This is a genomic window from Nonomuraea sp. NPDC003754, assembly GCF_053605785.1.
The window spans coordinates 27,290-51,915 of the sequence record NZ_JBSGJX010000031.1 but is presented as its reverse complement, the minus strand read 5'-3'; the positions used below and the strand labels follow the sequence as shown (position 1 = coordinate 51,915).

25 protein-coding genes are annotated in these 24,626 nt (G+C 69.8%); 13 read left to right on the top strand and 12 right to left on the bottom strand.

Annotated features, from left to right (window positions below; genetic code table 11):
* Window positions 1-32 precede the first annotated feature (32 nt).
* Together ACWEVS_RS31640 and ACWEVS_RS31635 are read left to right on the top strand one after the other, a co-directional pair.
* Window positions 33-1,871, top strand: a complete 1,839-nt coding sequence (locus tag ACWEVS_RS31640; RefSeq protein WP_449930039.1) for a PAS domain S-box protein — start codon at window positions 33-35, stop codon at window positions 1,869-1,871.
* A gap of 141 nt (window positions 1,872-2,012) precedes the next feature.
* A complete protein-coding gene (locus tag ACWEVS_RS31635) occupies window positions 2,013-2,441 on the top strand; it encodes an ATP-binding protein (RefSeq protein WP_354917027.1) in 429 nt (142 codons plus the stop codon).
* Here ACWEVS_RS31635 and ACWEVS_RS31630 read toward each other — a convergent pair.
* The 3 genes from ACWEVS_RS31630 to ACWEVS_RS31620 are packed head-to-tail and all read right to left on the bottom strand — an operon-like array spanning window position 2,411 to window position 3,448.
* Window positions 2,411-3,025 (bottom strand): YidC/Oxa1 family membrane protein insertase, encoded by a 615-nt coding sequence (locus ACWEVS_RS31630; RefSeq protein ID WP_354917031.1) that lies wholly within the window; start codon window positions 3,023-3,025, stop codon window positions 2,411-2,413. The two genes, ACWEVS_RS31635 and ACWEVS_RS31630, sit on opposite strands and share 31 nt — an antisense overlap.
* A gap of 33 nt (window positions 3,026-3,058) precedes the next feature.
* Entirely contained in the window at window positions 3,059-3,280 is a 222-nt protein-coding gene (locus ACWEVS_RS31625; protein ID WP_354917034.1) for a DUF6412 domain-containing protein, read from the bottom strand.
* The gene (locus tag ACWEVS_RS31620) at window positions 3,281-3,448 is read right to left on the bottom strand and encodes a hypothetical protein (RefSeq protein WP_354917037.1); all 168 of its coding nucleotides are present in this window, start codon (window positions 3,446-3,448) and stop codon (window positions 3,281-3,283) included.
* A 59-nt stretch (window positions 3,449-3,507) separates the two neighbouring features.
* Between ACWEVS_RS31620 and ACWEVS_RS31615 the strand changes: the two genes are divergently transcribed.
* Both ACWEVS_RS31615 and ACWEVS_RS31610 read left to right on the top strand, forming a co-directional pair.
* Window positions 3,508-4,197, top strand: a complete 690-nt coding sequence (locus ACWEVS_RS31615) for a response regulator transcription factor (protein WP_354917040.1) — start codon at window positions 3,508-3,510, stop codon at window positions 4,195-4,197.
* A complete protein-coding gene (locus ACWEVS_RS31610) occupies window positions 4,194-5,258 on the top strand; it encodes a sensor histidine kinase (protein WP_354917043.1) in 1,065 nt (354 codons plus the stop codon). The genes ACWEVS_RS31615 and ACWEVS_RS31610 overlap by 4 nt, the downstream gene beginning before the upstream one ends.
* Window positions 5,259-5,301: 43 nt before the next feature.
* Here ACWEVS_RS31610 and ACWEVS_RS31605 read toward each other — a convergent pair whose 3' ends face one another.
* Entirely contained in the window at window positions 5,302-5,829 is a 528-nt protein-coding gene (locus ACWEVS_RS31605; protein ID WP_452554399.1) for a hypothetical protein, read from the bottom strand.
* Between the two features lie 94 nt (window positions 5,830-5,923).
* Between ACWEVS_RS31605 and ACWEVS_RS31600 the strand changes: the two genes are divergently transcribed.
* A complete protein-coding gene (locus ACWEVS_RS31600; RefSeq protein ID WP_452554398.1) occupies window positions 5,924-7,918 on the top strand; it encodes a histidine kinase in 1,995 nt (664 codons plus the stop codon).
* Here ACWEVS_RS31600 and ACWEVS_RS31595 read toward each other — a convergent pair.
* A complete protein-coding gene (locus tag ACWEVS_RS31595; protein ID WP_354917050.1) occupies window positions 7,896-8,504 on the bottom strand; it encodes a response regulator transcription factor in 609 nt (202 codons plus the stop codon). The two genes, ACWEVS_RS31600 and ACWEVS_RS31595, sit on opposite strands and share 23 nt — an antisense overlap.
* Window positions 8,505-8,601: 97 nt before the next feature.
* On the opposite strand from ACWEVS_RS31595, the gene ACWEVS_RS31590 reads away from it, so the two are divergent.
* Both ACWEVS_RS31590 and ACWEVS_RS31585 read left to right on the top strand, forming a co-directional pair.
* Window positions 8,602-9,333, top strand: coding sequence for an ABC transporter ATP-binding protein (locus ACWEVS_RS31590; RefSeq protein WP_449930030.1), 732 nt, complete (start codon window positions 8,602-8,604; stop codon window positions 9,331-9,333).
* On the top strand, window positions 9,333-11,531 hold the full coding sequence (locus ACWEVS_RS31585; protein WP_452554431.1) for an FtsX-like permease family protein: 2,199 nt from the start codon (window positions 9,333-9,335) through the stop codon (window positions 11,529-11,531). The genes ACWEVS_RS31590 and ACWEVS_RS31585 overlap by 1 nt, the downstream gene beginning before the upstream one ends.
* A gap of 94 nt (window positions 11,532-11,625) precedes the next feature.
* On the opposite strand, the gene ACWEVS_RS31580 is transcribed toward ACWEVS_RS31585, so the two are convergent.
* Window positions 11,626-13,263 (bottom strand): PHP domain-containing protein, encoded by a 1,638-nt coding sequence (locus ACWEVS_RS31580; RefSeq protein ID WP_452554397.1) that lies wholly within the window; start codon window positions 13,261-13,263, stop codon window positions 11,626-11,628.
* 442 nt (window positions 13,264-13,705) lie between these two features.
* Between ACWEVS_RS31580 and ACWEVS_RS31575 the strand changes: the two genes are divergently transcribed.
* A complete protein-coding gene (locus ACWEVS_RS31575; RefSeq protein ID WP_452554396.1) occupies window positions 13,706-14,962 on the top strand; it encodes an MFS transporter in 1,257 nt (418 codons plus the stop codon).
* 15 nt (window positions 14,963-14,977) lie between these two features.
* Here ACWEVS_RS31575 and ACWEVS_RS31570 read toward each other — a convergent pair whose 3' ends face one another.
* Window positions 14,978-15,706, bottom strand: coding sequence for a hypothetical protein (locus ACWEVS_RS31570; RefSeq protein ID WP_452554395.1), 729 nt, complete (start codon window positions 15,704-15,706; stop codon window positions 14,978-14,980).
* A gap of 1,023 nt (window positions 15,707-16,729) precedes the next feature.
* Here ACWEVS_RS31570 and ACWEVS_RS31565 point away from each other — a divergent pair.
* Complete coding sequence (locus ACWEVS_RS31565) at window positions 16,730-17,275, top strand: helix-turn-helix domain-containing protein (RefSeq protein ID WP_449930022.1); 546 nt, start codon at window positions 16,730-16,732, stop codon at window positions 17,273-17,275.
* A 21-nt stretch (window positions 17,276-17,296) separates the two neighbouring features.
* Here the strand turns inward: ACWEVS_RS31565 and ACWEVS_RS31560 are convergent, their stop codons facing one another.
* On the bottom strand, window positions 17,297-17,974 hold the full coding sequence (locus ACWEVS_RS31560) for an alkylmercury lyase family protein (protein WP_452554394.1): 678 nt from the start codon (window positions 17,972-17,974) through the stop codon (window positions 17,297-17,299).
* A 151-nt stretch (window positions 17,975-18,125) separates the two neighbouring features.
* On the opposite strand from ACWEVS_RS31560, the gene ACWEVS_RS31555 reads away from it, so the two are divergent.
* On the top strand, window positions 18,126-18,614 hold the full coding sequence (locus tag ACWEVS_RS31555; protein WP_452554393.1) for an N-acetyltransferase family protein: 489 nt from the start codon (window positions 18,126-18,128) through the stop codon (window positions 18,612-18,614).
* Window positions 18,615-18,679: 65 nt separating this feature from the next.
* Here the strand turns inward: ACWEVS_RS31555 and ACWEVS_RS31550 are convergent, their stop codons facing one another.
* Together ACWEVS_RS31550 and ACWEVS_RS31545 are read right to left on the bottom strand one after the other, a co-directional pair.
* Window positions 18,680-19,120, bottom strand: a complete 441-nt coding sequence (locus ACWEVS_RS31550; RefSeq protein ID WP_449930016.1) for a PPOX class F420-dependent oxidoreductase — start codon at window positions 19,118-19,120, stop codon at window positions 18,680-18,682.
* Window positions 19,117-20,007 (bottom strand): NAD(P)-dependent oxidoreductase, encoded by an 891-nt coding sequence (locus ACWEVS_RS31545; protein ID WP_452554392.1) that lies wholly within the window; start codon window positions 20,005-20,007, stop codon window positions 19,117-19,119. Before ACWEVS_RS31545 ends, ACWEVS_RS31550 begins: the two co-directional genes overlap by 4 nt.
* Before the next feature lie 79 nt (window positions 20,008-20,086).
* Between ACWEVS_RS31545 and ACWEVS_RS31540 the strand changes: the two genes are divergently transcribed.
* The gene (locus ACWEVS_RS31540) at window positions 20,087-20,494 is read left to right on the top strand and encodes a MerR family transcriptional regulator (protein ID WP_452554391.1); all 408 of its coding nucleotides are present in this window, start codon (window positions 20,087-20,089) and stop codon (window positions 20,492-20,494) included.
* A gap of 815 nt (window positions 20,495-21,309) precedes the next feature.
* On the top strand, window positions 21,310-21,807 hold the full coding sequence (locus ACWEVS_RS31535) for a hypothetical protein (RefSeq protein WP_452554390.1): 498 nt from the start codon (window positions 21,310-21,312) through the stop codon (window positions 21,805-21,807).
* 150 nt (window positions 21,808-21,957) lie between these two features.
* Here the strand turns inward: ACWEVS_RS31535 and ACWEVS_RS31530 are convergent, their stop codons facing one another.
* Together ACWEVS_RS31530 and ACWEVS_RS31525 are read right to left on the bottom strand one after the other, a co-directional pair.
* On the bottom strand, window positions 21,958-22,092 hold the full coding sequence (locus ACWEVS_RS31530; RefSeq protein WP_452554389.1) for a hypothetical protein: 135 nt from the start codon (window positions 22,090-22,092) through the stop codon (window positions 21,958-21,960).
* 1,209 nt (window positions 22,093-23,301) lie between these two features.
* On the bottom strand, window positions 23,302-23,850 hold the full coding sequence (locus ACWEVS_RS31525; protein WP_452554388.1) for a GNAT family N-acetyltransferase: 549 nt from the start codon (window positions 23,848-23,850) through the stop codon (window positions 23,302-23,304).
* Window positions 23,851-24,059: 209 nt separating this feature from the next.
* On the opposite strand from ACWEVS_RS31525, the gene ACWEVS_RS31520 reads away from it, so the two are divergent.
* Window positions 24,060-24,596, top strand: coding sequence for a hypothetical protein (locus tag ACWEVS_RS31520; RefSeq protein WP_452554387.1), 537 nt, complete (start codon window positions 24,060-24,062; stop codon window positions 24,594-24,596).
* Window positions 24,597-24,626 lie beyond the last annotated feature (30 nt).

Sequence of the window (24,626 nt, the reverse complement as noted above, 5' to 3'; positions counted from 1 at the left end):
CGGAGCGAGGCCGCCACCGGCACTATGGAAAGGTGGGTGACGAGGAGATCACCGCGGCCGTACTCTCCAGCGCCCCCAACGCGGTCGTCGTGCTCGACAGAGACCAGGCCGTGCTGGCCTGGAACCCTGCGGCGGAGCGGTTGTTCGGGTGGAGTTTCGAGGAACTGGTCGGGCGGCGCGCGCCGATCGTTCCCGGCGAGCTGACCGCCGAGCACAACGCGGTGCTGGAGCGGGTTCGCACGGGCGGCCAGGTCTCGTTGCGCACCAGGCGCTTCCGCAAGGACGGCACGCTGCTCGACGTGCGGGTCGACACGAGCGCGCTCCTGCAGGGCAACGCGGTGATCGGCTACGTGCACGTCCACCACCCGACCGGCGACGACGTCGCCGCGCACGACCGGTCGGCGCGCAGGGCCATGCTGGTGCGCCGGCTCACCGACGTGGTCGGCGACATCAACGCCGAGCTGGAGCTGCCGGCCGTGCTGGACCGGATCGCGGCCAGCCTCACCGAGCTGACGGGAGCCGACGCGGGCGGGTTCGTGCTGATCGAGAAGGAGCGGCTGCGGCTGGTCAGCGCCTACCAGCTGCCCGAGACGCTCAGGGACGCCACCGCGGACCTGCGCAGCAGCCTGGTGGGCAAGCTGCTGCGCACCGGCAGGACCGTGATGCTGGAGTCGCAGGGGCTCGACGACCTGGTGTGGGCGGAATTACCCGGCCTGCACACGATCGCGCTCGGCCTGGCCGCCGTGGGCGGGCGCCCGTACGGGGCGCTCTACGCGTTGTTCGCCGAGCGAAAACCGGGGCCGCTCGAGCTGGAGCTGCTCGAGTTGCTGGCGGGACATGCGGGCATCGCCGTCGGCAACGCGGAGGCCTACCAGGAGGTGCTGCGGCAGCGGGCGCACGAGCGCGCGGTCTTCGACGCCAGCGCCGACGGCATCGCGGTGCTGGACGGGCAGGGGCGGGTCCTGCGGTGGAACCCCGCGGCCGGCGAGCTCACCGGCGTGGCCGCCGACGAGGCGATCGGCAGGCCGCCGCCGTTCCCGCTGCCCGAGCCGGGCCGGAAGCTGACCTTCCAGCTCGAGTCGGGCCGCTGGCTCGACGTGGTCAGCGCGAAGATCGAGGAGACCGGCGAGATGGTGATCGACTTCCGCGACATCACCGCCGCCAAGGAACTGGAGGAGGCCAAGGACCTGTTCCTGGCCACCACCAGCCACGAGCTGCGCACCCCGATCACGATCGTGCGGGGCTTCGCCAGCACGCTCGACTCCCGGTGGGACAAGCTGACCGACCCCGAACGGCGCTCCGCCGTCCACACCATCGCCGAGCGGGCCAGGTCGCTCGGCCAGCTGATGGACCACCTGCTGCTGGGCGCCCGCGCGGGAGCGGAGGAGCTCAAGGTCCGCATCGAGACCTTCAGCGTCGCCGAGCGCATCCGCGCGGCCACGCTCGGGCTGCCGGTGCTGTCCGACGCGCACAGGGTGGAGGTGGTCGTCCCCGAGGGGCTGCCCGACGTCAGGGGCGACGCCCTGGCCACCGACATCGTGCTCGGCCAGCTCCTGGAGAACGCCTTCAAGTACTCACCCGACGGCGGGCTGATCCGCGTCGCGGCGTGGGCGGAGGACGGGCGGGTGGTCGTGGTCGTCGACGACGAGGGCGTCGGCATCGCCCCCGCCGACCGTGACCGAATCTTTGAGAGGTTCGTGCAGGCCGACAGCGGTGACCGGCGCAGATTCGGCGGCGTGGGGCTCGGCCTGTACATCGTGCGAAGCCTGGCCAGGGCGCAAGGGGGCGAGGTCACGGCCCATCCGCGACCCGTCGGAGGCACCCGGATGAGGCTCGTTCTCACTATCGCGCCCGACACACCGAGGCGGTAACGAGCCGGTCACGGATGCCCTGATCTATCGTCCAATGTGTACAAGCCGTGATCGAGACGCGGTTTCTGGGACCGGGTAACGGGGCATTTCGGTCGTACCGGGGGGGTTTCCCTGGGGGGAACTGGGAGCGGGGAGGTGGGTGTGTCGAGCGTCGTGATGTTGCCGTACGCACTGTCCAGCGTCGCCGTCGCACGCCAGCGCCTCTGCACTGACCTGCAAGAGTGGGGGGTCTACGCCGCCGCGATCGATGACGCGGTCCTGGTGGTGAGCGAGCTGCTGAGCAACGCGCTACGGCACGCGCGACCGCTGACCTCCGGCATGGTCAGGGTGGCGTGGCTGTGGAGTGACGATCATGTCGAGGTGGCGGTGAGTGACGGAGGTGCCGCGACCGAGCCGCGCGCGGGCCGTCCGACGCTGTCGTCGCTCGGCGGGCGCGGGCTCGGAATCGTGGAGTACGTCGCGGAGAGCTGGGGGGTGCGACACGAGGGGGAGACGACCACGGTATGGGCCGTGCTCCCTGCCCCGAACGTCGCCAACGGTCAGGTCGCCGCGTTGAAGGAAGCCGGGTAGAGCAGCCGGCGCTCGGCCGCCGTCCAGGCCGTCGAGACCAGCAGGTAGATCCCGGTGGCCAGGGGCAGGAAGGCCGCGGCGAGCACGGTGCCGAACGGCAGCAGCTTCAGGATCCTGAACTGGCCGGCCTCCATGCGGCGGGAGGTGTACCACGCGATCAGCGCGATCAGCGCGATGATCGCCACGAAGGCCAGCGCGGGCGCGCTGACCAGGCCGTACTGCGCGACCACCGTCGCGAGGTGCTGCCCGAGCAGGTCGGTGCCGACCAGCGGGTGGGTGGCGACCTGGTACATCAGCCACAGGAACGGCAGCTGCGCGAAGGCCGGCCCGATGCCGGCGAACGCCGACGTGCCTTCCTTGGCGTACAGGGCGTTGACCTCCTTGCTGAGCCGCTCGGGGTCGCGGCCGTACCGCTCCTGCAGCTTCTTCAGCTCGGGGGCGAGTCTCTGCCGCACCTTGGCGGCCCTGGCCTGGCGCACGCTGAGCGGCAGCAGCAGCAGCCGTACGGCCAGCGTGAACAGCACGATCACCAGCGCGGTGTTACCGCCGAACCCGGTGATGAACATGACGAAAGAATCGATCACCACAACTCCTCGGAGAAAGAAAAGGTTCTTCGTTCACGAGAAGTGCGGTGACGGAGCTCTCGGCCGCGGTCTGCCCGCCGCGTCAGGGTCGCGCTGGCGAAGGAACGCCGTCCTCCTGGCGTAGGTCAGCGGGAAGCTCGGCGTGCCGCCCCGCTGGGCCAGGAGCACGCCGACGGCCCAGGCCGCCAGCAGGAGGAGGAGCAGGCCGGCGATCAGCATGAGACCGGCCGGGTCCGCCAGCGCGAGGCTGAACACCTAGCGGGCCGTCCTGCCCACCAGGGCGACGGCGACGAAGACCACGAGCGCGATCACGCCGATGATCAGCGCGAGCTTCACCAGGCCCACGAGCATGGGCAGGATGAAGGCGACGAGCACCCACAGCGCCAGCGCGACGCCGACGACGAGCATGACCAATCGACCCATACGCATACCGTACGCCCGGGACCATGCTTTCGCGCGGGAATTAGCCGTACCGTGACGGTGTGAGCACTCGCATCCTCGTGGTCGACGACGACCCGACCGTCGCCGAGGTCGTGGCCCGCTATCTCGAGCGTGACGGCCACCGGGTCGAGTGCGTCGGCGACGGCGCGGAGGCTCTGCGGCGCGCGCTCGCCGAACCGCCCGACCTCATGGTGCTCGACCTGATGCTGCCCAAGGTCGACGGCCTGCACGTGTGCAGGAAGCTGCGGGAGCGCTGGCCGGTTCCGGTGATCATGCTGACCGCGCTCGGCGAGGAGATCGACCGCGTGGTGGGCCTGGAGACCGGCGCCGACGACTACGTGACCAAGCCGTTCAGCCCGCGCGAGCTGGCGCTGCGGGTGCGGTCGGTGCTGCGCAGGGCCCAGGGCGCCGCCGTCACCGGCGGTACGGGGGTGCTGCGCGACGGCGACCTGGTCGTGGACGTGGGCGCGCACGAGGTACGGCTCGGCGGCGAGCCGGTCATGCTGACCTCGCGGGAGTTCGAGCTGCTGGCCTACCTGATGCGCAACCCGCGCCAGGCCTTCAGCAGGGCCGCGCTGCTCGACCAGGTGTGGGGGTGGTCGTTCGGCGACTCGTCGACGGTGACCGTCCATGTGCGGCGGCTGCGGGAGAAGGTCGAGCCCGACCCGACCGCTCCGCGAAGGATCGTCACCGTGTGGGGCGTCGGCTACAGATACGAGCCATTGTCATGACTTTTCTGGAAATAGTGGCTGTGACGGCCGGGCTCGGGATGGTCGTGGCGGGTGCCGGTCTCGCCCTGATGCGGTGCCTGCGCACCCGGTCCATCGGCGTCATGCTGGCCGTCGTCGCGGTGGTCGCGGTCGTGGCCACGCTCGCCGGCGTCACCGCCATCACGCTCAAGATGATCATCGACGGCTCGGCCAGGGACCTGGTGCTGTCCGTGGTGGCCGTCGGCGGCCTCGTCGGACTCGGCGTGGCCTTCGCCCTGGCACGGCAGGTGGTGGGGGCGAGCCGGCGCCTCGCCGCCGCGGTGCGGGAGCCGTCCTTCGTCGTGCCCGCGGGTCTGCCGGCCGAGCTGCGGGACATCGCCCAGGCCCTGGAGGAGTCCTACGCCAGGGAGCGCGCCCTGGAGGGGGCGCGCAGGGAACTGGTGGCGTGGGTCAGCCACGACCTCCGCACGCCGCTGGCGGGCATGCGAGCCATGGCCGAGGCGCTGGAGGACGGCGTCGGCGACCCCCACCGGTACCCGACCCAGATCAGGGTGGAGGTCGAACGGCTCTCCTCGATGGTCGACGACCTGTTCGAGCTGTCGCGCATCCACGCGGGCGCGCTCCGGCTGCACCGGACCAGGATCGGGCTCGGCGACCTGGTGGCGGACACGGTCGCCGGGGTCGAGGCACTCGCCGTGCGCAAGGGCGTGAAGGTGCGGACGGAGTGCGGGATCGTGCCCGTGAGCGCCGACGCGGCGGCGCTGGGAAGGGCGCTGCGCAACCTCGTCGAGAACGCGATCAGGCACACGCCCGCCGGTGGCGAGGTGGTGGTCGGCGCCGCGGTGGAGGAAGGGGCGGCGACGCTCACCGTCGCCGACGCGTGCGGAGGGATCCCCGAGGAGGATCTGGAGCGGGTGTTCGAGGTGGCGTTCATGGGCGAGAAGGCGCGCACCCCGACGCGGGAGGGCGGCGCGGGTCTCGGCCTGGCGATCACCCAGGGCATCGTGGCCGCGCACGACGGCCACGTGACCGTGGCGAACGAGGGGCCGGGCTGCCGCTTCGACATCCGGCTGCCGCTGTAGACCGTGCGCCGGTCTCGGGAACGCCCCCGTGCGGTTCCCGAGGTCAGCTCGCGGCGGCCAGGTCGCGGAGGGTGTGCAGCTGGCGGCGCATCATCGCCAGGTCACCCCAGGCCAGCAGGGGTCGCAGGACGGCGTGGCGCCCCAGTCCCGCGTTCGGCACGGCCAGTTTGACGACCAGCCGCGACTGCCCCGGCCGGTGTTCCCGCACCGTGTAGCTGACGGCGAGCCTGCCGTACACGGCCGCCGCCCGTGCGTCGGATATCCGCAGGGTCAGGTGCCGGTCGGGCGCGAAGTCGACCAGCTCGAAGATCGACATGACACGCTGGCCCCGTTCCAGACGCTCGACCCCGGGAGTGAGCTTCCGGGGGCTGCGCCGTCCCGCGTTGTCCAGGATGTCGTAGCTGTAGGGCGCCACCTTCAACTGGCACAGCCAGCGGAACACCGTTGCCGCGGCGGCCGGGATGCTGACCGCGCGGAACCAGCCCTCGAACGGCTCCTCGACGAACCTGTCGCACGCGTAGGGCTCGGCCATCTCGCCGGCGCTGGCCCCCCACACCCTCGGAACTCTCATGTTTTAGAGACTAGCCTCTAAAAAGGCTGCCGGTGTGGGTTTCGGGGTGTTCGTCGAGAATGTTGCCTTTCGCCGGAGTTTTGGAAGGGATGTCATGGCGCGGGTCACGGCTGTCGCGGTCTTCGCCGCCTTCGCCGCGGTTTACGTGGCGGCGACGCCGTACGGCGTGCTGGCCGCGTTACCCGCCTTCCTGCTGCAGCTGCCGCGCCGCCGTACCTGGTGGCTGGTGGGGGCGCAGGCGGTGGTGTGCTTCGCGGGTGTGCTCGCGCTGGGCCTGTCGGTGGGGCTGCTCGGGTTCCTGGGCGGCTCCCTGCTGCTGACCCGGCTACGGCTGCTGGCCCCACTGGTCGTCGTGATCGCCGCCTGGGTCGGCACGCTGGACGCGACCATCAGCGCGGCGCTCATCTCGCTGGTGATCTTCGGGCTGACCCGCCTGACCGAGCGGGTCGGCGAGATGCAGGCCGCCCGGCTCGCGCTGGCCGCCGCGGCGGTGGCCGAGGAGCGGCTGCGGATCGCCGCCGAGCTGAACACCGGGCTCGGCGCCGGGCTGGCCGCGATCGCCGACGGCTGCCGCCGGACGCTGGCGGCCCCGGAAAAGGCGGGCGAACTGCTCGGCGAGGTGGTCACGACCGCCCGCACGGCCCTGGCGGACGCGCGCTCGGCGGCGGCCGGCTACCGCGCCACCTCGCTGACGCCCGAGCTCACCACGGCCAAGGCGATGCTCTCGACCGCCGGCATCCGGTTCGAGGTGCGCGCCGCCCACCCGGAACCGCTGGGCCCCGCGGGGGCGCTGCTGGCCGCGGTCCTGCGCGAGGCGGTGACCGAGGTGATCGAGACCGGGTCGGAGTGCCTGATCGAGACGATGGCCGACGGCCAGACGGTGCGCCTGCGCGTCACCGGCGACGGGGCCCGCACCGCCGACGACCGTTTCCTGGGCGAGCTCCCGTCCGGCTTCGCCGACGCGGGCGGCTCGCTCACCACCGGCCTGACGCCCCAGGGCCGGCTGGTCGTGGAGGCCGCGCTCCCGCTGCCCGCCGTCCGGCCGGACACCACCGCCGGACGGCACGCCCACCGGTTCGCGGTCGCGCTGCTGGCCACCGTACTGACCGGGTTCAGCGTCAAGGCCCTGCTGCAGCTCCCGGCGGCCCAGTTGCCCGCGGCCGCCGTCCTCCTCGGCGTGATCGGGTACCTGCAGGTGCGCTCCACCCGCGGCCGCCACATGGTGGCGCTGGCCGTCATGGCCGTGCTCGCCTTCGCGCCGATCGCGTTCTTCGGCATGGTCTGGCTGGGCGTCGCGGGGTTCCTCGCCGGGCCGCTGCTGCTGGCCTTCCGCTGGTCGCTCGCCTGGCCCCTGGTCGCCCTCGTCATCGGGGCCGTCGCGGCCATCGGCGTACGGCTCGGCCTGCCGGTGCCGGTGACGGTCAACTACGCGGTCAGCACGCTGGTCACCGGACTGGTCGTGTACGGCCTGCTCCGCCTGGCCCAGGTGGTCAGGGAGCTGGAGGAGGCCAAGGCGGACCTGGCCCGCTCCGCGGTGGTGGAGGAGCGCCTGCGCGCCGCCCGCGACCTGCACGACCTGCTCGGCCACAGCCTGGCCGCCATCCTGCTCACCTGCGAGCTGGCCCGGCGCCTGGCCGACCCCGCCGCGCAGCTGCGGCAGATCCTGGAGATGACGGAACAGGCCGAGGCGGACCTGCGGGCGGTCTCCGGTGAGCACCGCGTCCTCTCCCTCGCCCAGGAGGCAGGCTCGGCCCGGTCGGTGCTCAAGGCGGCAGGCATCGAGGCGCACGTGGAGCTGGGGCACGACGAGCTGACCGCGGAGGCCGACACCGCGCTGAGCGCCGTCCTGCGGGAGGCGGTGACCAACGTCCTGCGGCACAGCGCGGCCCGCCAGGTCGAGATCGTGACCTCGGCGTCAGGCGACGAGGTGCTGCTCAGCGTGCGCAACGACGGGGCGCAGCGCTCCAGGACGCGGCGCGGGTCGTCGGGCATCGGCAACCTGACCACCCGGCTGGCCGTGCTCTCCGGCGCCCTGACCACCTCGGTAGAGGACGGCTGGTTCGAGCTCAGATCCAGCCTGCCTCGCTAGCGACGCGCACCGCGTCGGTCCGGTTGCGGGCGTTCAGCTTGGCGACGATCGTGGTGAGGTAGTTGCGCACCGTTCCCGCGCTCAGGAACAGCCGGGAGGCGATCTCCGTGGCCTGGGCGCCCCCGGCGAGCAGCCTGAGCACCTCCACCTCTCGCTCGGTGAGCGGGTTGTCGGCCAGGTCCCAGGCGGTCACGGCGAGCGAGGGGTCGAGCACCCGCTCCCCTGAGGCCACCTTGCGGATGGCCGCCACCAGTTCCTCGGGCGGCGCGGTCTTCAGCAGGAACCCGTCCACCTGCGCGGCCAGCGCCCGGCGCAGGTGGCCGGGCTTGCCGTACGCGGTCAGCATCAGGGCGCGGCACCCGGGCAGTTCGGCGCGCAGCTTCGCGGCGGCGGCCAGGCCGTCCAGGGTGCCGGGCATGTCGATGTCGAGGACCGCCACGTCGGGCCGGTGGACCCGGGCGGAGTCCAGGGCGGCGTCGCCGGACGCGACGGCGTCGACGATCTCCAGGTCGTCCTCCAGCGCGAGGAGGGTCGCCAGCGCGCTGCGGATGACGTGCTGATCTTCCGCGAGAAGCACTCGAATCACGAGAAATGTCTACCAGTGTCCGGATCATGATGTCGTCATGTCGAGGTCGTGACGGCGTCTCTGGTTGGCGAAGGCGCAGCTCAGCAGAGTGGAAGCCATGACGGACGTGGTGAGACTCGAGAACGTGAGCAAGGTCTACGGCAGGGGCCAGAGCGCGGTCGCCGCCCTGCGCGAGGTGACGGTGTCCATCCCGCGGGGCAGCTTCACCGCCGTGATGGGCCCCTCCGGCTCGGGCAAGAGCACCTTCCTGCACTGCGCGGCCGGGCTGGACGTGCCCAGCTCGGGTTCGGTACGGCTCGGCGGCACCGAGCTGTCGGGCATGGGGGAGAAGGAGCTGACGGAGCTGCGCAGGCAGCGGGTCGGTTTCGTGTTCCAGATGTTCAACCTGGTCTCCTCGCTGAACGTGATGGAGAACGTCACGCTGCCGCTGCGCCTGGCCGGGGTGAAGGAGGACCGCGCCTGGGTGGCCGAGATCCTGAAGCGTGTCGGGCTGGAGGGCCGCGCCAAGCACCGGCCCAGCGAGCTGTCCGGCGGCCAGCAGCAGCGGGTGGCGATCGCCCGCGCGCTGGCGACCCGGCCGGAGGTGGTCTTCGGCGACGAGCCGACCGGCGCGCTGGACACCATGACCGCCCGTGACGTGCTCCGCCTGCTGCGCGAAGTGGTCTCCACGATGGGCCAGACCGTCGTGATGGTCACCCACGACCCGGTGGCGGCCTCGTACGCCGACACCGTGCTCTTCCTCGCCGACGGCCGGATCGTCGACACCATGGCGGCGCCGACCGCCGACAAGGTCGCCGCCCGCATGACGCACCTGGGGGCGTGGGTCTGATGATGTCCTTCGCGCTGAAGTCGCTGCGGCACCGCAAGGCCGCCTTCGCCGGGGCGTTCCTGGCCCTGTTCTGCGCCGCCGCGCTGGTCTGCGCCTGCGGCATGCTGCTGGAGACCGGGCTGCGCGGGAAGGTGGCCACCGAGAGGTGGGCGGGCACCCCGCTGGTCGTCGCCGGTGACCAGTTCGTCCGCGAGACCGTCGACAAGGGCGACGGCGAGACCAAGGAGAAGGCCAAGCCGCTGGCCGACCGGCGGTGGATCCCCGCCGCCCTGGTGGCGCGGCTGGAGCGGGTCCCGGGCGTGGACAAGGTGATCGCCGAGGTGACCTTCCCGTTCCGCGGGGCCGTCGGGCACGGCTGGGAGTCGGCCGCGCTGACCCCGTTCACGATCGCGCGGGGCCAGGCGCCCTCGGGGCCGAAGGAGATCGTCGTCGACGCCCGGTCCGCGCTGGCGCCGGGCGAGCGGCTCGGCGCCTACACCGTCGTCGGCGTGACCGCGCAGGCGCTGCCCAGCCAGGACACCGTCTTCTTCGACACCGCCGAGGCGCGGCGGCTGGCCGGTCACGAGGGCAAGGTCAGCGCCATCGGGGTCTTCCCCGCCGTACGGCTGCCCGCCATGAAGGACGCGCTGGCCTACACCGGCGACGAGCGCGGGCCGGTCGAGTTCCTCAACGCCGAACAGGCCAGGGTCAAGCTGGTCTCCCTGGGCGGCGCGCTGGGCGGCACCTCGCTGCTGGTGGCGATCCTCGTCGTGGTGGGCACCTTCGCCCTGTCGATCCAGCAACGCCAGCGCGAACTGGCCCTGCTGCGGGCGGTCGCGGCCACGCCCAAGCAGGTGCGCACGCTCATCGGCGGCGAGGCACTGATGGTCAGCGCGGTGGCAGGGGCGCTGGGCGCGCTGGCCGGCGTGGGGCTGGGGTTCTGGCTGCGGGCCCAGTTCGTCCGGCTCGGCGCGATGCCTGACAACCTGCACCTGGTCGTCAGCCCGTTCCCGATCGCCGCCGCGCTCCTGGCCACCGTCGCCGCGGCATGGGCGGCGGCGCGGCTGTCGGCCCGCCGTACCGCGCGGATCCGCCCGGTCGAGGCGCTCGGCGAGGCCGCCCGGCCCACCGCGCGCCTGCCGTGGATCCGCATCGCGCTCGGCCTGGTCATGCTGGCCGGCGCGGTGACGCTGACCGCGGTCCTGTCCGGCCTCAGCGTCGAGACCGCCTCCAGCCCGGTGACCATGCTGACCGCGCTGACCTGGGTGTTCGCGCTCAGCGTCCTCGGCCCGCTGGTGGCCCGTGCCGCCGTCGCCGTCCTGGACGTCCCGCTGCGGCTGGGCCGCACGAGCGGCTACCTGGCCGCCAGGAGCCTGCGCGCCAACACCCGGCGGCTGGCCTCCGTGGTCGTGCCGATGGCCCTGATGATCGCGATGACCTGCACGATCCTGTTCGTCCAGACCACCATGGAGAACGCCGCCCAGGCGCAGGCCGAAGCGGGAACCAAAGCCCCGACCGAGATCCTGCGCACGTCGGTCCGCGTCGGGCTGGAGAAGTACAGCGCGCAGGCCGCCCAGCGGCCCACCCTGGACCTGGGCGTGGTCGCGGGCGGCCTGGACCCGGCCAAGCTGGCCGTGAGCGCCACCGCCGCCGAGCGGCTGCGGGTGCGGCCCGGCGACGAGGTGACGATGACGCTGGGCGACGGCACACCCGTCACGCTGACCGTGAGCGCCGTCTACAGCCGCGGCCTGGCCTTCGGCGACCTGCACCTGCCGTACCCCCTGCTCAAGCAGCACGTCGAGCAGCAGATCGGCGCCAAGCCGGCCAACGCCGAGGTGAACTACGTGGCGATGGGCCTGATCATCGCGTTCACCATGATCGCGATGGTGAACACCCTGGCCATGTCCACCTCCGAACGCTCCCGCGAACTGGCCCTGCTGCGCCTGGTCGGCACGACCCGACGGCAGGTGCTGCGGATGCTCAAGATCGAGACGCTGGCCGCGGTACTGATCGCGGCGGTCGCCGGAACCGTGATCGCGCTGATCACCCTGTCGGCCTTCAGCCTGGGCATGACCGGCTCGGCGGTGCCGTCCATCGCGCCGGTGACCTACGCCTGCGTGATCGCGGCGGCGGCCGTCCTGGCCCTGGCGGCCACGGTCGTCCCCGCCAGGCTCGTGCTCCGCCGGCGCCCGTCGGACGCGGTGGCCTCCCGCGAGTAGCGGTGACGTCCCGGCTCACTTCCCGGCCTGGTGCTCGGGCCGGCGTCACCCGGGGCGTCGGCGTCGGCGAACCGGGCGGGCACCGGTCGAGCGGTCACAGCACGTCCACGAAGATCGGGTTGGCGTAGAACCACAGGTCGTTCCAGGGGTTCTCGTTGGGACCCGTGTCGGCGGCCGGCTCAAGGCCCCCGGCCGCACTGCGCTTGCCGTCGGTGCCGCGCAGCCGGAAGTAGAACGGCTCACGGACGTCGCGGAACCTGTAGTGGAACTCGGCGACCCGGCCTCTGCCGCGCGGCGTGAACGACTCGACGATCCGCACGTCCGGGGCGGTGAAGGTGTCAGGGTCCGCGGCGGAACCCGTGACGGCTCCCCGGATCAGGTCCAGTCTGGCCAGACGGGGCACGTCGTCGTTGGCGTTGGGGCGACCCGCCAGGTCGACGGAGATGGTGACGGTGACGTCGTCGCCGCGGCGCACCGACAACCGGCCGCCGAGGGTGACCGGGGCGTTGCCTGGGGCGTGCGCGTCGACGTGCAGGCCGTCGATCAGCCCGCCCATCGACACCCAGACACGACCGGCCTTGAGCGCCTCCATGACCGCGCCGTGGCTGCGCGAGGCCGCGCCGACGACGGTCCTGCTGAACTGGCCTGGCCAGAAGTCGGCGTGCCTGATCGGGACGCCTCCGTCGATCGGGTCCGGATACTTCCCGTGCTGGTCGTACCAGTCGCCGGGCCGCTCGGGCTCGACGGTCGTGTCGTTGTTGTAGAAGTGGCCGTCGGAGTTGGCGGTGATCCACCAGCCCTTGCCCTCGGCGAGCATCGAGTCCCACATGCCGCCCAGGATGCCGGTCATCGAGTCGAAGCCGCCGTAGGTGGGATAGTGCTCGGGCCGCCAGCCGGTCCACGAGTTCGCGTCCGCCGTGTTGTTGAAGTCACCGCGGGCCCTCGGCTCGTTCTGGGCGCCGGGCGCGCCCTCCATGCCGACCGCGACGTTCGGGGCCGCATCGCGGAAGGCCCGCAGGTCGCGCGGCGAGAACCGGCCACGCCGCATCACGTGGTTGATCAGGAACAGGGCGGAGTCGGCCGAGCCGGTCCGCAGGGCGGTCTCGAGCCAGCCGAGCGCCTCCAGGGCCTTGGCCTCGTTGGCCGGGGTGCTCGCGCCGGTGCCGTTGATCCTGGAGTCGAAGAGCCGCTCGAACGCGCGCAGCAGCTGGATCTCGTCGCGGGCTCCGTCGAAGAACACCGTGGCGTGCTCCCCTCCGGGGACGTTCCACTCCAGCCCCTGCCACAGCAGCAGCTCCGGATGCCTGGCGCGGGAGGCGACGATGTCGGCGTAGGTGGACTCGACCGCGAACTTCTCGTGCGCGGCGTGCCCGTGGTCGGTGATGACCAGCCAGTCCACGCGGCCGTGCTTGATGGCGCCCGCGGCCTGCTGCTCGATGGTGTACATGCCGTCGTAGCTGTACTGCGTGTGCACGTGGTGGTCGCCGGCGAGCCACTGGTAGTAGCGCGAGCCCCCGGTGGAGGCGGCGGCGGGGCGCGCGGCGGCGAGCCCGCCCAGGGCGGTCACCCCCAGGGTGGCGGCGCCGAGCAGGCCGCTGTTCAGCAGGAAGCGGCGTCGGCTGAGGTCGCCGGGCGACAGCTCCTTCTCCGGCACCGACAGGTCCGCGAACGCGGCCGTGCCTTCGGGAACGTCGTGGGCATGCTCATGGGAGTGAGCGGCATTGCGGCACATGGGGGACACCTTCCTGGGGTGCTTCATTCGGACATGCTGAAAGCGCCGTTCTCGATGTGGCCCATGAGCCGGCGGAGGAGGTGGGGGTCCTCAGAGCAGGTGATCGACACGTCGTACCAGCCGTGCGCATCCTGGCAGCGGATCGTGACGGTTTCGGGCCGGTCCGGGTGAACGGTGGGTGGGTCGCCGGCGATGCGCAGGTGAACGATGGTTCTCGATAGGGGCTGTGAGCGCCTGTGAGCGCGCCACCAGGCCGGTGTCAGCGGCGGCGGCCATGGTTCGTGGTGCGGGCCAGGCTGGCGCTCAAGGTCTGGGCCACCGACGCCACGCACCGGACATCGCGACGGCCCTCACCCGGTCCTAGGTGAGGGTCGTCGGCCGTGCCGGACCCCGCGGCCGTGCGACACTGCGAAAGCCGCCGAGCTTCGGGAGGGAACCGCCGGTGAGAGTGCCGCCCGCACCGGACCCCCAAGCGTCGGATGGCGAACTCGGCAGGGACTTCCGCCGTCTCTGGCAGTCGTACACGGTCAGCGCCGCCGGCTCGGCCCTCAGCGCCGGCGCGCTTCCGCTCATCGCGATCATGATGCTGGACGCGAGCCCGTTGGAGGTGTCCCTCCTCGTGGCGTTCGGTGCCATCGCCGGCGCCGTCATCGCCCTGCCGCTGGGCAACCTGGTGGAACGCGGGGAGAAGCGCGCCACGATGATGACCGCCGACCTCCTGCGACTGGCTGCGCTGTTCAGCGTGCCCGTCGCCGCGCTCTGTGACGCCCTGACCTACGCCCAGCTGTGCCTCGTCGCCGTCGTCCAGACGAGTGGCGCGATCGCCGGCAACGCGGCCGGACAGGCCTACATCAAGCACGCGGTCGCACCCGGGCACCGCACCTCGGCGAACGCCCGCATCGACACGGTGACCTGGGCCACCCAGTCAGCCGGGCCACCCGTCGGGGGAGCGCTGATCGGACTCACTGGACCCCTGGTCACCCTGATCGCCGACGCGCTGAGCTTCCTGGCCTCGGCCCTGCTCTTGCGCCGGCTGACCCCCTTCAGGGCCGGCACCGTCCAGGGCGGGTGGTCGTGGAAGGAGCTGCTCGCCGGGTGGGCCTTCGTCCTCGGTCACCGCGGGCTGCGGCCCCTCTACGCCAACGCCATGCTGTTCGGCGGCGCGATCACGTGGAGTTCGCCCATCATGGCCGTCCTGATCCTCCAGGACCTGGCGGCCACGCCGCTGGAGTACGGCGTCTCGCTGGGCGTCCCGTGTCTGGGCGGTCTGCTCGGGGCGCTGATCTCGCCCAAGGCGGTCGCCGTGCTGGGCGTGAAACGGTGCTTGCTGGCCTTCGGCGCCGCACGAACGATCTGGATCATCCCGATGGCCTTCGTCGGCACCGGACCGCAGGCCGTTCTCCTCATCACCACGGCGGACTTCTTCCTGCTGCTGTGCGCGGGGATCTTCAACCCGATCTTCGCCGCCTACCGCATGGACGTCACTCCGGAGCGCCTCATGATCCGTGTCGGGACCGCCTGGTCGGTAGGGGCCAGGACGGTTCAACCGCTTGCCATCGCCGTGGGCGGCGTTGTCGCGACCCTGTGGACCAGCCGCTGGTCGCTCCTGGTCGCCGGGGTGCTCTGCGCCGGCAGCGCCGTACTCCTGCCGTGGCGGGGCAAGCTTCCCCCCTCTGCGGGAAGCGGCGACGCTCCCTGACACGCCGGTTTTACGTCATGGCGTGGGCCGTCGGGCCGCCGTTCGGACGAACCAGACGACGGTGAACCCGATTGCCGTGGCCGCCGCGGCCCACACGACGAGCGGGGTCGCGATCAGGTCGCTCTCCCGGGGCGGGAGCACGACCATCTGGACGGCCGCGCCGACCGGCACGGTCAGCTTCGCGAGAAGACCGGCGAGGCCGGGGCGCCGGATGCTCGCGCCCACCGCGCCCAGCGGCGGTCCGAAAAGCACGCTCGCCACCCACCACCGGACCGTCTCCGGCCAGTACCACGACAGCGGTTCGTCACGGAGGACGGAGTCGAGGCAGTAGTAGGCCGCCGTGGCCGCGATCAGGGCCAGCACCCCGGCGACCGCCCCACGAGCCACCGCACGACCGCCCGCCGTCCCTGTCCCCCGGGTCGCCGCGGGGCCGCCTGCCGTATCCGTTCCATGGGTCGTCGCGGGGGCGCCCGCCGTACGTGCCGTGGCTGCTCCACGGGTCGCTGCGCGGATGCCTGCCGTACGTGCCGTGGCCGACCAGCCTGCGGCGACCGCCAGCCCGGCCCAGGCCCAGCCGGAGTCGAGGAGCAGACTGGCGACCTCCGCGGCAGCCGCCCACCCCGTGCCCGCGATCCGGCTCCCGACCGCCGCGTAAGGGGAGGAGACGGCGTTGAGGAAGGAGATCGCCGCACCGAATCCCGACCCGAGCACGAGCGCGCCCGCCACGATGCCCCCGATCTTCACGAATCGAGGATATGCGCCTCGGCAGCTGACCCTGTGCTCGGTCACGGAGTTGGGGCCGTCCGTGGCGAACGGCCCCCTCCGCCGATCAGCGCCGCCGGTCTATCCATTTACTGAGGCTGGATACGCACGCAGCGAACGCGCTGATCCCTATCAGCACGCTGGCAGGAACGCTCCATTCGGCGGCGTACGCCAACACGCCCGCAACGCCACCTCCCCCGATGGAAGCGAGGAGGATGACCGCGCTTCGCAGGGAGACGAGAGAGTTGTCTTCAGGAGGGTCGGAGTCCTCCGGCTTGGTGGGACGCTGCGCCACTTCTTCGTCCTTTCGCGTTGGACGTCAGCCGTAACGCGGAAGTGGACGAACCCGATGGTCCCGAGTAGGAACATCGGATGGGGACCTGGGGCAAAACCCGCCAGGAGGGTGTCATACCTCTCCCGACATGGGTATTCTTCCCGACAGGTTCCGCCCCCGGCTGTAGCTGACGTGCGGACCAGATCCATTCGGGCCCGGTTGTAGAAGACGTGACCTTCGCGGGGTTGCGCGTCTTCATAGCCGGGCCCTTTGGTCTCCCTGGACGCAACATGCCCCCCACCCTGTCTCCAGAGCGAGGGGCGACGCCCGAGGCTGAAGGCGAGTCTAGGGCATAACGGGGCTCGAGTGCGCAACACGGCATGCATGTGATGGAAGCCATTGCGCGTAGGCAATAGCCGAACTGTTTGGACAGATCGTGAAGAACTGGTCACTCTGCGAAGGCGGGGTGGCGCTTGACCTGCTCGTCTGTAGAGCAGGCGGTTTGTCAATGGCCGCATCGGGCCGGCTCGGGCCGGAAGCCGGTGTGAACGTGTGATCGGGTTCTGTCTGACCGTCTGATCCGATCGCCCTGATGGCTGCGTACGGCTTGCGTTGACGCAATGTCCAAAAAGGTGCATCATGCGCCCCCTGCTGAGTGAGGTCGCGGGTCGCTGCGTAGGATGACGCTGCCGTGGAACGAGTGGAGGGCGGAGAGTCGTGGAGATGTCCCAATGAGTGAGACGCCGCCCGAGGAGAGCAACGAATTCTGGGATTGGTTCTCCAGGACGGCGGCAGGATTGGGTTATCGTTCAGATGCGTCTCTGGCACGTGCGCTGGATGCTAGTCCGAGCACCGTGTTGAGATGGCGAAAGGGCGCACGTCCCACCATCGCCCAATTGCTGAAGATAAGCAGTCTTTTTGGGGTCCGGCTTGAATCGCTGCTGGTATTGAGTGGTCACGTACCTGCGGAGCTTGTCCAAGATCCCAGCGTTCCGGAGCCGCCGGACCACGTGACTCCCACCGAGCGCATCATTCTCGAGGCCGAGCTCGATCAGCAGCTGGCTTCGATCATGAATACCTACTGGGCTCAGCGTATCGATGAAGAACGCCGGCGTGTGCAGAGACTTATCGATCTTTTAAAGGCTGATTTCGTGCCGCTGTCGGATGAACGATTCAGTGAGAGTCTCGCCAACATTCTCGAGACTCGGCTTTCTGCCCACGTGTCTCGGGTCATCGTTGAGTGGGCTCAGTACCGGCAGGCGGGAATCAGAGAATAGTGCGGAACCGGCACTCCTGCGCTAGGCCGGAAGCCTCCAGAAGTCGCCGTCGAAGCCGTGCTCGGAGAGGAGACGCTGGGACGCGGCGACCGGGCGCGGGCGGTAGTCCGGGTCGAGGCGGTCGCCGTACCAGGGCTGGGCGAGCGCCCAGAGGGCGCGGACCGGGACCGCCTGGCCGATCGGTCGCCGGGTACGGCCCGCCCAGTCCGCCAGGTGGTCGGGCGAGCAGAAGGTACGGATATGGGTGCAGGTGTCCACGACATCGTCCCACCACTGGCAGGCCGGTCGCGGGATGTGCGCCACCCAGTCCTCGCCAGGCGGCCGGCCCGGGCTCACCTCGTAACGCAGGGCCGTACCGCAGCCGCGACACCGGGTGTCGATGACGACGTCGAGCTTGAGCGCGGCGCTGATGCCGAAGGAGTCCCAGGTGCAGCCGCCCCACCAGAGCCGGTCGTCGTACGGCTCGGCCGGGGCGACCACGAACCCCATCGGGGCGGCCGAGAACGGATGGGCCATCCGGACGGCGTCGCCGTACGGCCCCAGCACGATCAGGTGGCCGTCGTGCAGCCGTCGCAGGCTCGCCCGGACCTGGTCGTCGCCGATGCCTGCGTGCGCGGCGAGCTCGGCCGGAGAGGGGGCGCGCCCGGTGTCGGCCAGGGTGGTGTAGATCAGCCGCCGGACTGTCCAGTCATCGGTCATCTCGCGCTCCTTGAGCTTGTCGTGCTGTCGGGCCCGCCCTGGCACCGGCCCATGGACGGTGCCGGAAATCCGGTAGCCACCCTGGCCCACCCCGGGGACGGCGCCCGAAATCCGGTCGCCGCCCGGAGCCGGTGTCGGCACACTGGGCCCGGTGACCAACGTACGCGTGCAGGTGGCCGGCCATGGACAGCACATCGACGAGGCGGCCACCATCTGGGCCGAAACGACGGCCGCCCGCGACGGCGACGACGAGGTCGCGCCGCTGAGCCTCGCCCGGCCCGTCATCCAGGCGGTGGTCGACCGCTCGCCCAGGTCGCTGCTGTTCGTCGCGCTCGGTGCCGACGAGCGGATCGTGGGGTTCGCCGCGGTCGAGCCCGTGCCGGCGGACGAGTCGACCGCCGAGGTCCGCTACCTCGGCGTGCACCCCGGTAGCTGGGGCCAGGGCGTCGGCCGGCACCTGATGTCGGCGCTTCCCGACCGCCTTCCCGCCGCCGGCTTCGCCCAGGCCGAGCTGGCCGTGTACGTGGACAATCGTCGGGCCGTCAAGCTCTACGAGGGGCTCGGCTGGCTCCCGTACGGCGAGGCCACCCCGCACCCGCGCAGCGGCCGGCTCGAACAGCGGTACCGCCTCGCCCTCTGACCGCTGCCCCCGAGTGGCCCCATCACCAGGGGACCGGCCGACAACGGGGGAGTGCCGGAGCGCGGTCAGCGGATCTCGGCGCCGTACACGTGGTCGACCGTCATCGTCATGAGCACCCGGCGGTCGGACACCATCACCGACCGGTACTCGTCCCAGTCAGGGTGTTCCCCGGCGGCGCGGCGGTAGTAGCCGACCAGCGCCTCGACCTCGGGACCGTGGGGGTCGGTGCCCGGCCCGGTGAGTGTCGCGACGCCCTCGGCGGTGGCCCATGCCCGGCCGTCCGGGCTGGTGACCTCGAGCGTGGCCCGCGGGTCCCGGCGCAGGTTGGCCGTCTTGGCGCGTCCCTCGGTCATCGACACGTAGATGACATCGGCCTGCCGGTCGTAGAAGGGCATGACGGGCGAAAGCTGGGGCCGGCCGTCCGACTTGATCGTCGCGAGGACGCCGAGCCTGCTGTCCGCGAGCAGCGTGCGTGGGTCGAACGGGCCCCGGTGGTGCTGGGTCATGAGGGCTTGCGGAACTGCTCGATCATCGCCGCGTAGCCGTCGCCGCCGTGCCCCTCGGCCACGGCCCGGTCCGCCAGGGCCTTGACGAACCTCGGCAGTTCGCCACTCACGCCCACGAACTCGCTCTCGTGGACGAGGTGCTCCATCGCGGCCAGGTGCGTGTCGATGGTGGAATCAAGGGCGGGGTACCGCCCGTCGTCGATCTGCTGCGCGTACCCGGCCAGCCAGCCGTTCACGGTGTCGATCCCCTTGCTCGCGAGCGGGGCGAACGTCGTGGCGTCCACACCCGCCGCGCCGAGCAGGGCGGCGCCCTGCAGGAAGCCGTTCAGGATGTTCCACATCAGGCTCAGGACGGCCACGTCGTACAGCGACGACAGGCCGTGGTCGGCGCCCAGATACGTCGTCCCCGCGCCGAGACTGCTCAGGGCCGGCTCGTGCAGGTCGAAGGCCGGTCGCGACCCGCTGTAGAGGATGACGGCGTCCGCCGTGCCGATGGCCGCGGGGACGGTCATGATCGCGCCGTCGAGGTAGTCGCCGCCCCGCCGTACCGCCCACTCGGCGGTCTCCCGGGCCGCCTGTGACGTGCCCGAGGTCAGGTTCACCAGGACCCGGCCGGCGAAGACCTCGCCCAGCGGATCGAGCAGCCCGTGCACGGCGGCGTAGTCGGAGACGCAGACGACCACGAGCGGGCTGGCGGCGACCGCGTCGCCGACCGAGTCGGCGAGCCTCGCGCCCTGGGCGACAAGCTGCTCGGCCTTCTCCGCCGTACGGTTCCACACCGTCGTGGGATACCCGTCGCGCAGGAACACCCCGGCCAGTGCCTGGCCCATCAGGCCCAGGCCGATGACCGTCACGGGCGTGCGGCCAGTGTCGAGATTCTGCATCATGTGCTCCCTCGAGTGGGTTGGCGGTGATGGCAGAATCCTCAACGTTCATACCGATATGAAGGTCAAGGGGGCGTGTGGGGTGTTGATCGGGGAGTTGAGCCGGCGGACCGGAGTCCACGCGCATCAGCTGCGTTACTACGAGGCCCAGGGCTTGCTCAAGCCTGGACGCGGCACCAGCGGCTACCGCGAGTACGCCGACGACGCCATCCTGACCGTGACCCAGATCAGGAGGCTGCTCGAAGCCGGACTGTCGACGCAGGAGATCGGGTACATGCTGCCCTGCGCCACCGGCGCGGGCCCCGACCTCGAGCCCTGCCCCGAACTCCTGGACACCCTGCGGGCACGCCTGCACGGACTGGACGAGCACATCGACACGCTCGCCCGCTCCCGCCAGGCCCTCCACGACTACATCGACGCCACCGAACGCCGCGTGTCACCGCACCACCGGCGATGCGACACCACGCTGCCGGACCAGACACCAGCCTGATCACCACCCGGCGGACATATTGAGGTGCTCATTCTCTGCGTTCCTCACCACAAATATGGATCGCCTGTTCTGCCGCTTGAAGGACGCGGCTGTGATGCTCGGCATGAGCCGTACGCCGTCTTCCGGCTGATCAAGACCAGACGGACCGCTGCACGCTGGTCGAGCGCACCGGGGGCTGGAAGGTGTGGAAATCCATCCTCAGACAGGCTGGCGTACGGGACGCCAGGTTCATGACGCCAAGCACACCGCGGCCATCCGCGATCGAGCAAGGCGTCCACATCCACGTCGTTCAGGCGATCCCCCTCCACACGAGATGACCACGACCGAGCGCTACACCCACGTCGCCACCCCGCCGACGAAGGACGCGGGCAGGCCCTCTGGGGATAACGGCAACGCAGAAACCAGAAAGGCGAACGGGTGAGGGCCTTCTACCTGTGGGGGATCGGGGATGTGAACCCCGGATGGTGTTGCCACCGAACCGCATGAGCAGCTCCGATCTTGCCCATCCCGCGATTCAAGGCCATCGGGCGTGGCCGGTCCGTCCAGAACGGAATCGGGTGGCACTGGATTGCAACGACAAGCGCAACGGGGTAAACGTCGCCACGAGCGGCGTGGTCTCGGTGATGTACGCCGTTCCGGCGGGGTGGCCGTATCTCGTACGTGGTGATCGCAGCGTCCCGCGCTGGCTCCGGGTTCCTCGACATTGCTGCCCCCTCCGTGACGAGTACATCGAGTCACCGGTTGTCGAAGGCGATCGGAGAGCGGACTGTAGTCGCCCTTGATCTGGTAGTCGCATCCGAGACACGATGTCGGCCATGTCAATCGCATCGCAAGAGGAGCTTCCTCGCGTGCCCTCAAGCGCAACGGGCCATCGGAAGCCGCAATTGGGTCGTAAAGTGGCCTTAGTGATTGCGCCGCTTACTCTGCTGTTCGTGGTCGCCATGGCGCCGACCTGGGTCCATGACTACTATTTAGCGCGCATCATGGATCGTGTTTTAAGCTATCCGCTGCCATCAGGTGCAGAGTTCGGCTTCAGCGAACCACAGGGAGAGATCTCTGGCGAGTCGAATATGTGCGTTTACTATATTCGATTCGACGTGCATACGGATGAGTCGGCCAAGGATATGCTGAAGTACTATCAAAAGGCGAAAACCGCTGACCTTGTTGGAAGCTACGCCTGGTTCGATGTCAACGTCTGGGTGCCATTCGATGACCCGGAAGAGGGCGCGGGCTTCTATACCACGCAGGCCGTCATCGTCGATCTGCTGGTCATGTCAAGCACTCGAAGTGCCTGGGATCTCCGCTGCAGGTAGGCCCTGGATTCTGCAGCTCGGCGAGAGGTGTGACGGCCAATGTGGCGCTACTTCGGGAATACCTGATCTGTCAATGAAATACGAACTATCCGGAGTAGTGCGCTGTCGCTCGTCGCGTCCATCCGTGATCTCGAGGTCTGGGCAGGTGCTCTATTTCGACCGGCACAGCATCACAACCGTGAGCCAGATGACGGTCGGTAGAAGGAGGGCCGTCCACACGATGATCTCGCCGAAGACAAGTTCGGGACCGCTGGGAAGGTGGATGTAGGCATCATTTCCGTCCATGACGATGACTCTATGAGGGTGATTGGGATCGCGGTGTTGCGCCGAGCAGGCCCCTGGGCGGCCTGTGCCTAGAACTGCTCATCCCCTCTGAGTCACAAGCGCATGTGGGGATGGGTCTGTGTCCGAGGGGCGTGTTGAACCGTTCGCTACCTCGTTGAGTCGTGGAGAACCATGGATTGAGCTGCGCTAACCGGTCCGCTCGCTCCTGAACTCGTTGATCTGGAAGCTTTGGTGTGGCCAAGAGGACTGACGAATCGCATTCTGATGCTCTTACGCTGCTCGCCATGGACAACGGTGGAAGGTCACTTCAAGTAGCGGACGTCACTGGGGCGCTGGACACGACGCTCACCACTGTGCGAGTTGCAGGTGCTGACATCACTTACCGTCTGGGGGGCACGAGCGCAGCTCTCCTCCAGGGTGTTCATCTTCCTGTCGGGGACATCGACCTCCTGGCGCCGCGGCGAGAAGATGTGGACACGTTCGCTGCCGCGCTTGCCTCTTTCCCCTGCCTTCATGCCGCCTCGTGGTTTCCAGCGTCCTCGCAGTACTTCGCCAGCTTCGAGGCGCACGGGGTCAAGGTGGAGATGAGTACCGTCGAGAGGCAGGTTGACTCTGACGCGATGGAATGCGTTGGACGCGGCCCGTGGCAGCACTACGTATGGATCGCATGTGGCTCGCATCAGGTTCCTGCGGTTCGTTTGGAGCTACGGCTGGCAACGGAACTCTTACGGGACAGGGCCGATCGTTACGAACCCCTCCTCGACCATATGAGCGCGCAGGGGTGCGATTTCGACCTGTTACATCGAGCCATGCGTGACCAGAGTCTGTCAGCGGAACGCCGGCGCCTGGTCTGGGACCGCCTCGGCTGCTCTGCTCCTGCTCCCTGATCATCTCGTCTTCCGCGAACGCAAGGGGGCGTGCGAGATGCCCGTGTCCGTGACGCCTGCCACACCGCCGCCGTACTGCCTGATCGAGCAGGGCGTGAACATCCGCGTCGTCCAAGAGATCCTCGGCCACACCAGGGTCACCCAGCACCGAGCGGTACACCCATGTCGCAACCCTGCGGATGAAGGACGCGAGCGGCCGGATGGACTCGGCCCTCTGGGGCAACTGCCACCCGGACACCAGACCGGACACCAGAAAGGACCTCCCCGTCGAAACAGGGAAGTCCTCTTCATCACGGAGTAGACGAAGTCCTGAACGTGACGATCAGAGGTCGGCCTTCGAGGCCGGCTTCCAGTCCTGGACGAGAAGCCCGAGCAGCACCTGGTCCAGGAACTCGCCCATCACCCAGGCCGAAGAACGTAGCACGCCCTCGCGGACGAAACCGTTGCGCTCGGCGGAGCGCAGCATCGCGGCGTTGTCCGACAGCGTCTCGATCTGCAGTCGCTGCAGGCCGCGCACGACGAAACCGTAATGGCACAGCACCGCGACCACGTCGGTGCCGTAGCCCTGGCCGCGGGCCGACGGCAGCAGCCCCAGCCCGATGTGCGCGGACCGGTTGTGGTTGTCGATGCCCCACAGCGTCGCGGTGCCGACCAGCGTGCCGCCGTCCAGTTCCACGACCGAGAACGGCACATGCCCTTGCTCCGTGTCGTCCACCACGAGCCGCGGATCCTTCGTGCCGGGTGTGATCGGCCGCCACGGCCGACCTTCGGCCCGCGAGCCGTTCACCACGTCGTCGTAGAGCTCGGTCCGCAGGATCGGAATGTCGTCCTCGTACCGGGCCCTGAGCCCGACCTTGTTACCTTTTAGCACGCAAGCTTCCTATATGACCGGGCTGTCCGGCGGCAATCCAAGCCCATCCCGACCGGCGCTCTCGACCGAACCGCTGACCCGTGAGGAGGATGATCAGGCTTCCACCTCAGCCGTCTACGGCCCCCAGGAACGCTCGGTGGTCGTCCCGGAGCCGGAGCGCCCCGCCGGAGGCATGGTTTCAAGCAGGACGAGCCATTACCGTCGGTGCCGTGACTAAGGATCTCTCAGCGCTCGATCGACTAACCGCGCTCGTGCCCCCGCCAGCTCAACCGGTGTTCGGTACTCGCACCTGGGATGATCTCTTCGACATCATCGGCTTTCGGCTTCCGGCTGATTGCATCGCCTTCACCGAACGTTACGGGTCCTGCGAGTTTGCCGAGTGGCTCTACATCTCAGATCCCCGGAGCGTTACCGATCTTCAGCTGGCTCACATGCCGGAGTGGATGGACTACTACCGGGATCTCAGGGAGGACTCTCCGGAAGACTTCAAGCTCGCGATGTGGCCTGAACCAGGTGGTTTCCTTCAATGGGGCAGCACTATCGATGGCGATGCCATGGGCTGGATGACGGTGGGAAAACCCGAAGAGTGGCCAGTCATGGTCGTTCCTCGCCACTACGACGAGGACTCACCCATCCCGGAGACGATGACCGAATGGCTGCTGGAGTGGGCGTCCGGCAATCGGTTCGGCAGTTGGATAGTCGGAGGACCCGACTCTGTTCCCTTGACCTGCACGCCTTCGGTCTAGAGCGGCTACAGCATGTCCGTGGCCCGAGCG

What these genes read in the sequence shown, in the direction of transcription:
- ACWEVS_RS31620 (WP_354917037.1), bottom strand. Translation starts at nt 3,448, where the DNA reads ATGGGTCGATTGGTCATGCTCGTCGTCGGCGTCGCGCTGGCGCTGTGG.
- ACWEVS_RS31610 (WP_354917043.1), top strand. Translation starts at nt 4,194, where the DNA reads ATGACTTTTCTGGAAATAGTGGCTGTGACGGCCGGGCTCGGGATGGTC.
- ACWEVS_RS31605 (WP_452554399.1), bottom strand. Translation starts at nt 5,829, where the DNA reads ATGAGAGTTCCGAGGGTGTGGGGGGCCAGCGCCGGCGAGATGGCCGAG.
- ACWEVS_RS31600 (WP_452554398.1), top strand. Translation starts at nt 5,924, where the DNA reads ATGGCGCGGGTCACGGCTGTCGCGGTCTTCGCCGCCTTCGCCGCGGTT.
- ACWEVS_RS31590 (WP_449930030.1), top strand. Translation starts at nt 8,602, where the DNA reads ATGACGGACGTGGTGAGACTCGAGAACGTGAGCAAGGTCTACGGCAGG.
- ACWEVS_RS31585 (WP_452554431.1), top strand. Translation starts at nt 9,333, where the DNA reads ATGATGTCCTTCGCGCTGAAGTCGCTGCGGCACCGCAAGGCCGCCTTC.
- ACWEVS_RS31580 (WP_452554397.1), bottom strand. Translation starts at nt 13,263, where the DNA reads ATGTGCCGCAATGCCGCTCACTCCCATGAGCATGCCCACGACGTTCCC.
- ACWEVS_RS31565 (WP_449930022.1), top strand. Translation starts at nt 16,730, where the DNA reads ATGAGTGAGACGCCGCCCGAGGAGAGCAACGAATTCTGGGATTGGTTC.
- ACWEVS_RS31560 (WP_452554394.1), bottom strand. Translation starts at nt 17,974, where the DNA reads ATGACCGATGACTGGACAGTCCGGCGGCTGATCTACACCACCCTGGCC.
- ACWEVS_RS31550 (WP_449930016.1), bottom strand. Translation starts at nt 19,120, where the DNA reads ATGACCCAGCACCACCGGGGCCCGTTCGACCCACGCACGCTGCTCGCG.
- ACWEVS_RS31545 (WP_452554392.1), bottom strand. Translation starts at nt 20,007, where the DNA reads ATGATGCAGAATCTCGACACTGGCCGCACGCCCGTGACGGTCATCGGC.
- ACWEVS_RS31535 (WP_452554390.1), top strand. Translation starts at nt 21,310, where the DNA reads ATGTCAATCGCATCGCAAGAGGAGCTTCCTCGCGTGCCCTCAAGCGCA.
- ACWEVS_RS31530 (WP_452554389.1), bottom strand. Translation starts at nt 22,092, where the DNA reads ATGGACGGAAATGATGCCTACATCCACCTTCCCAGCGGTCCCGAACTT.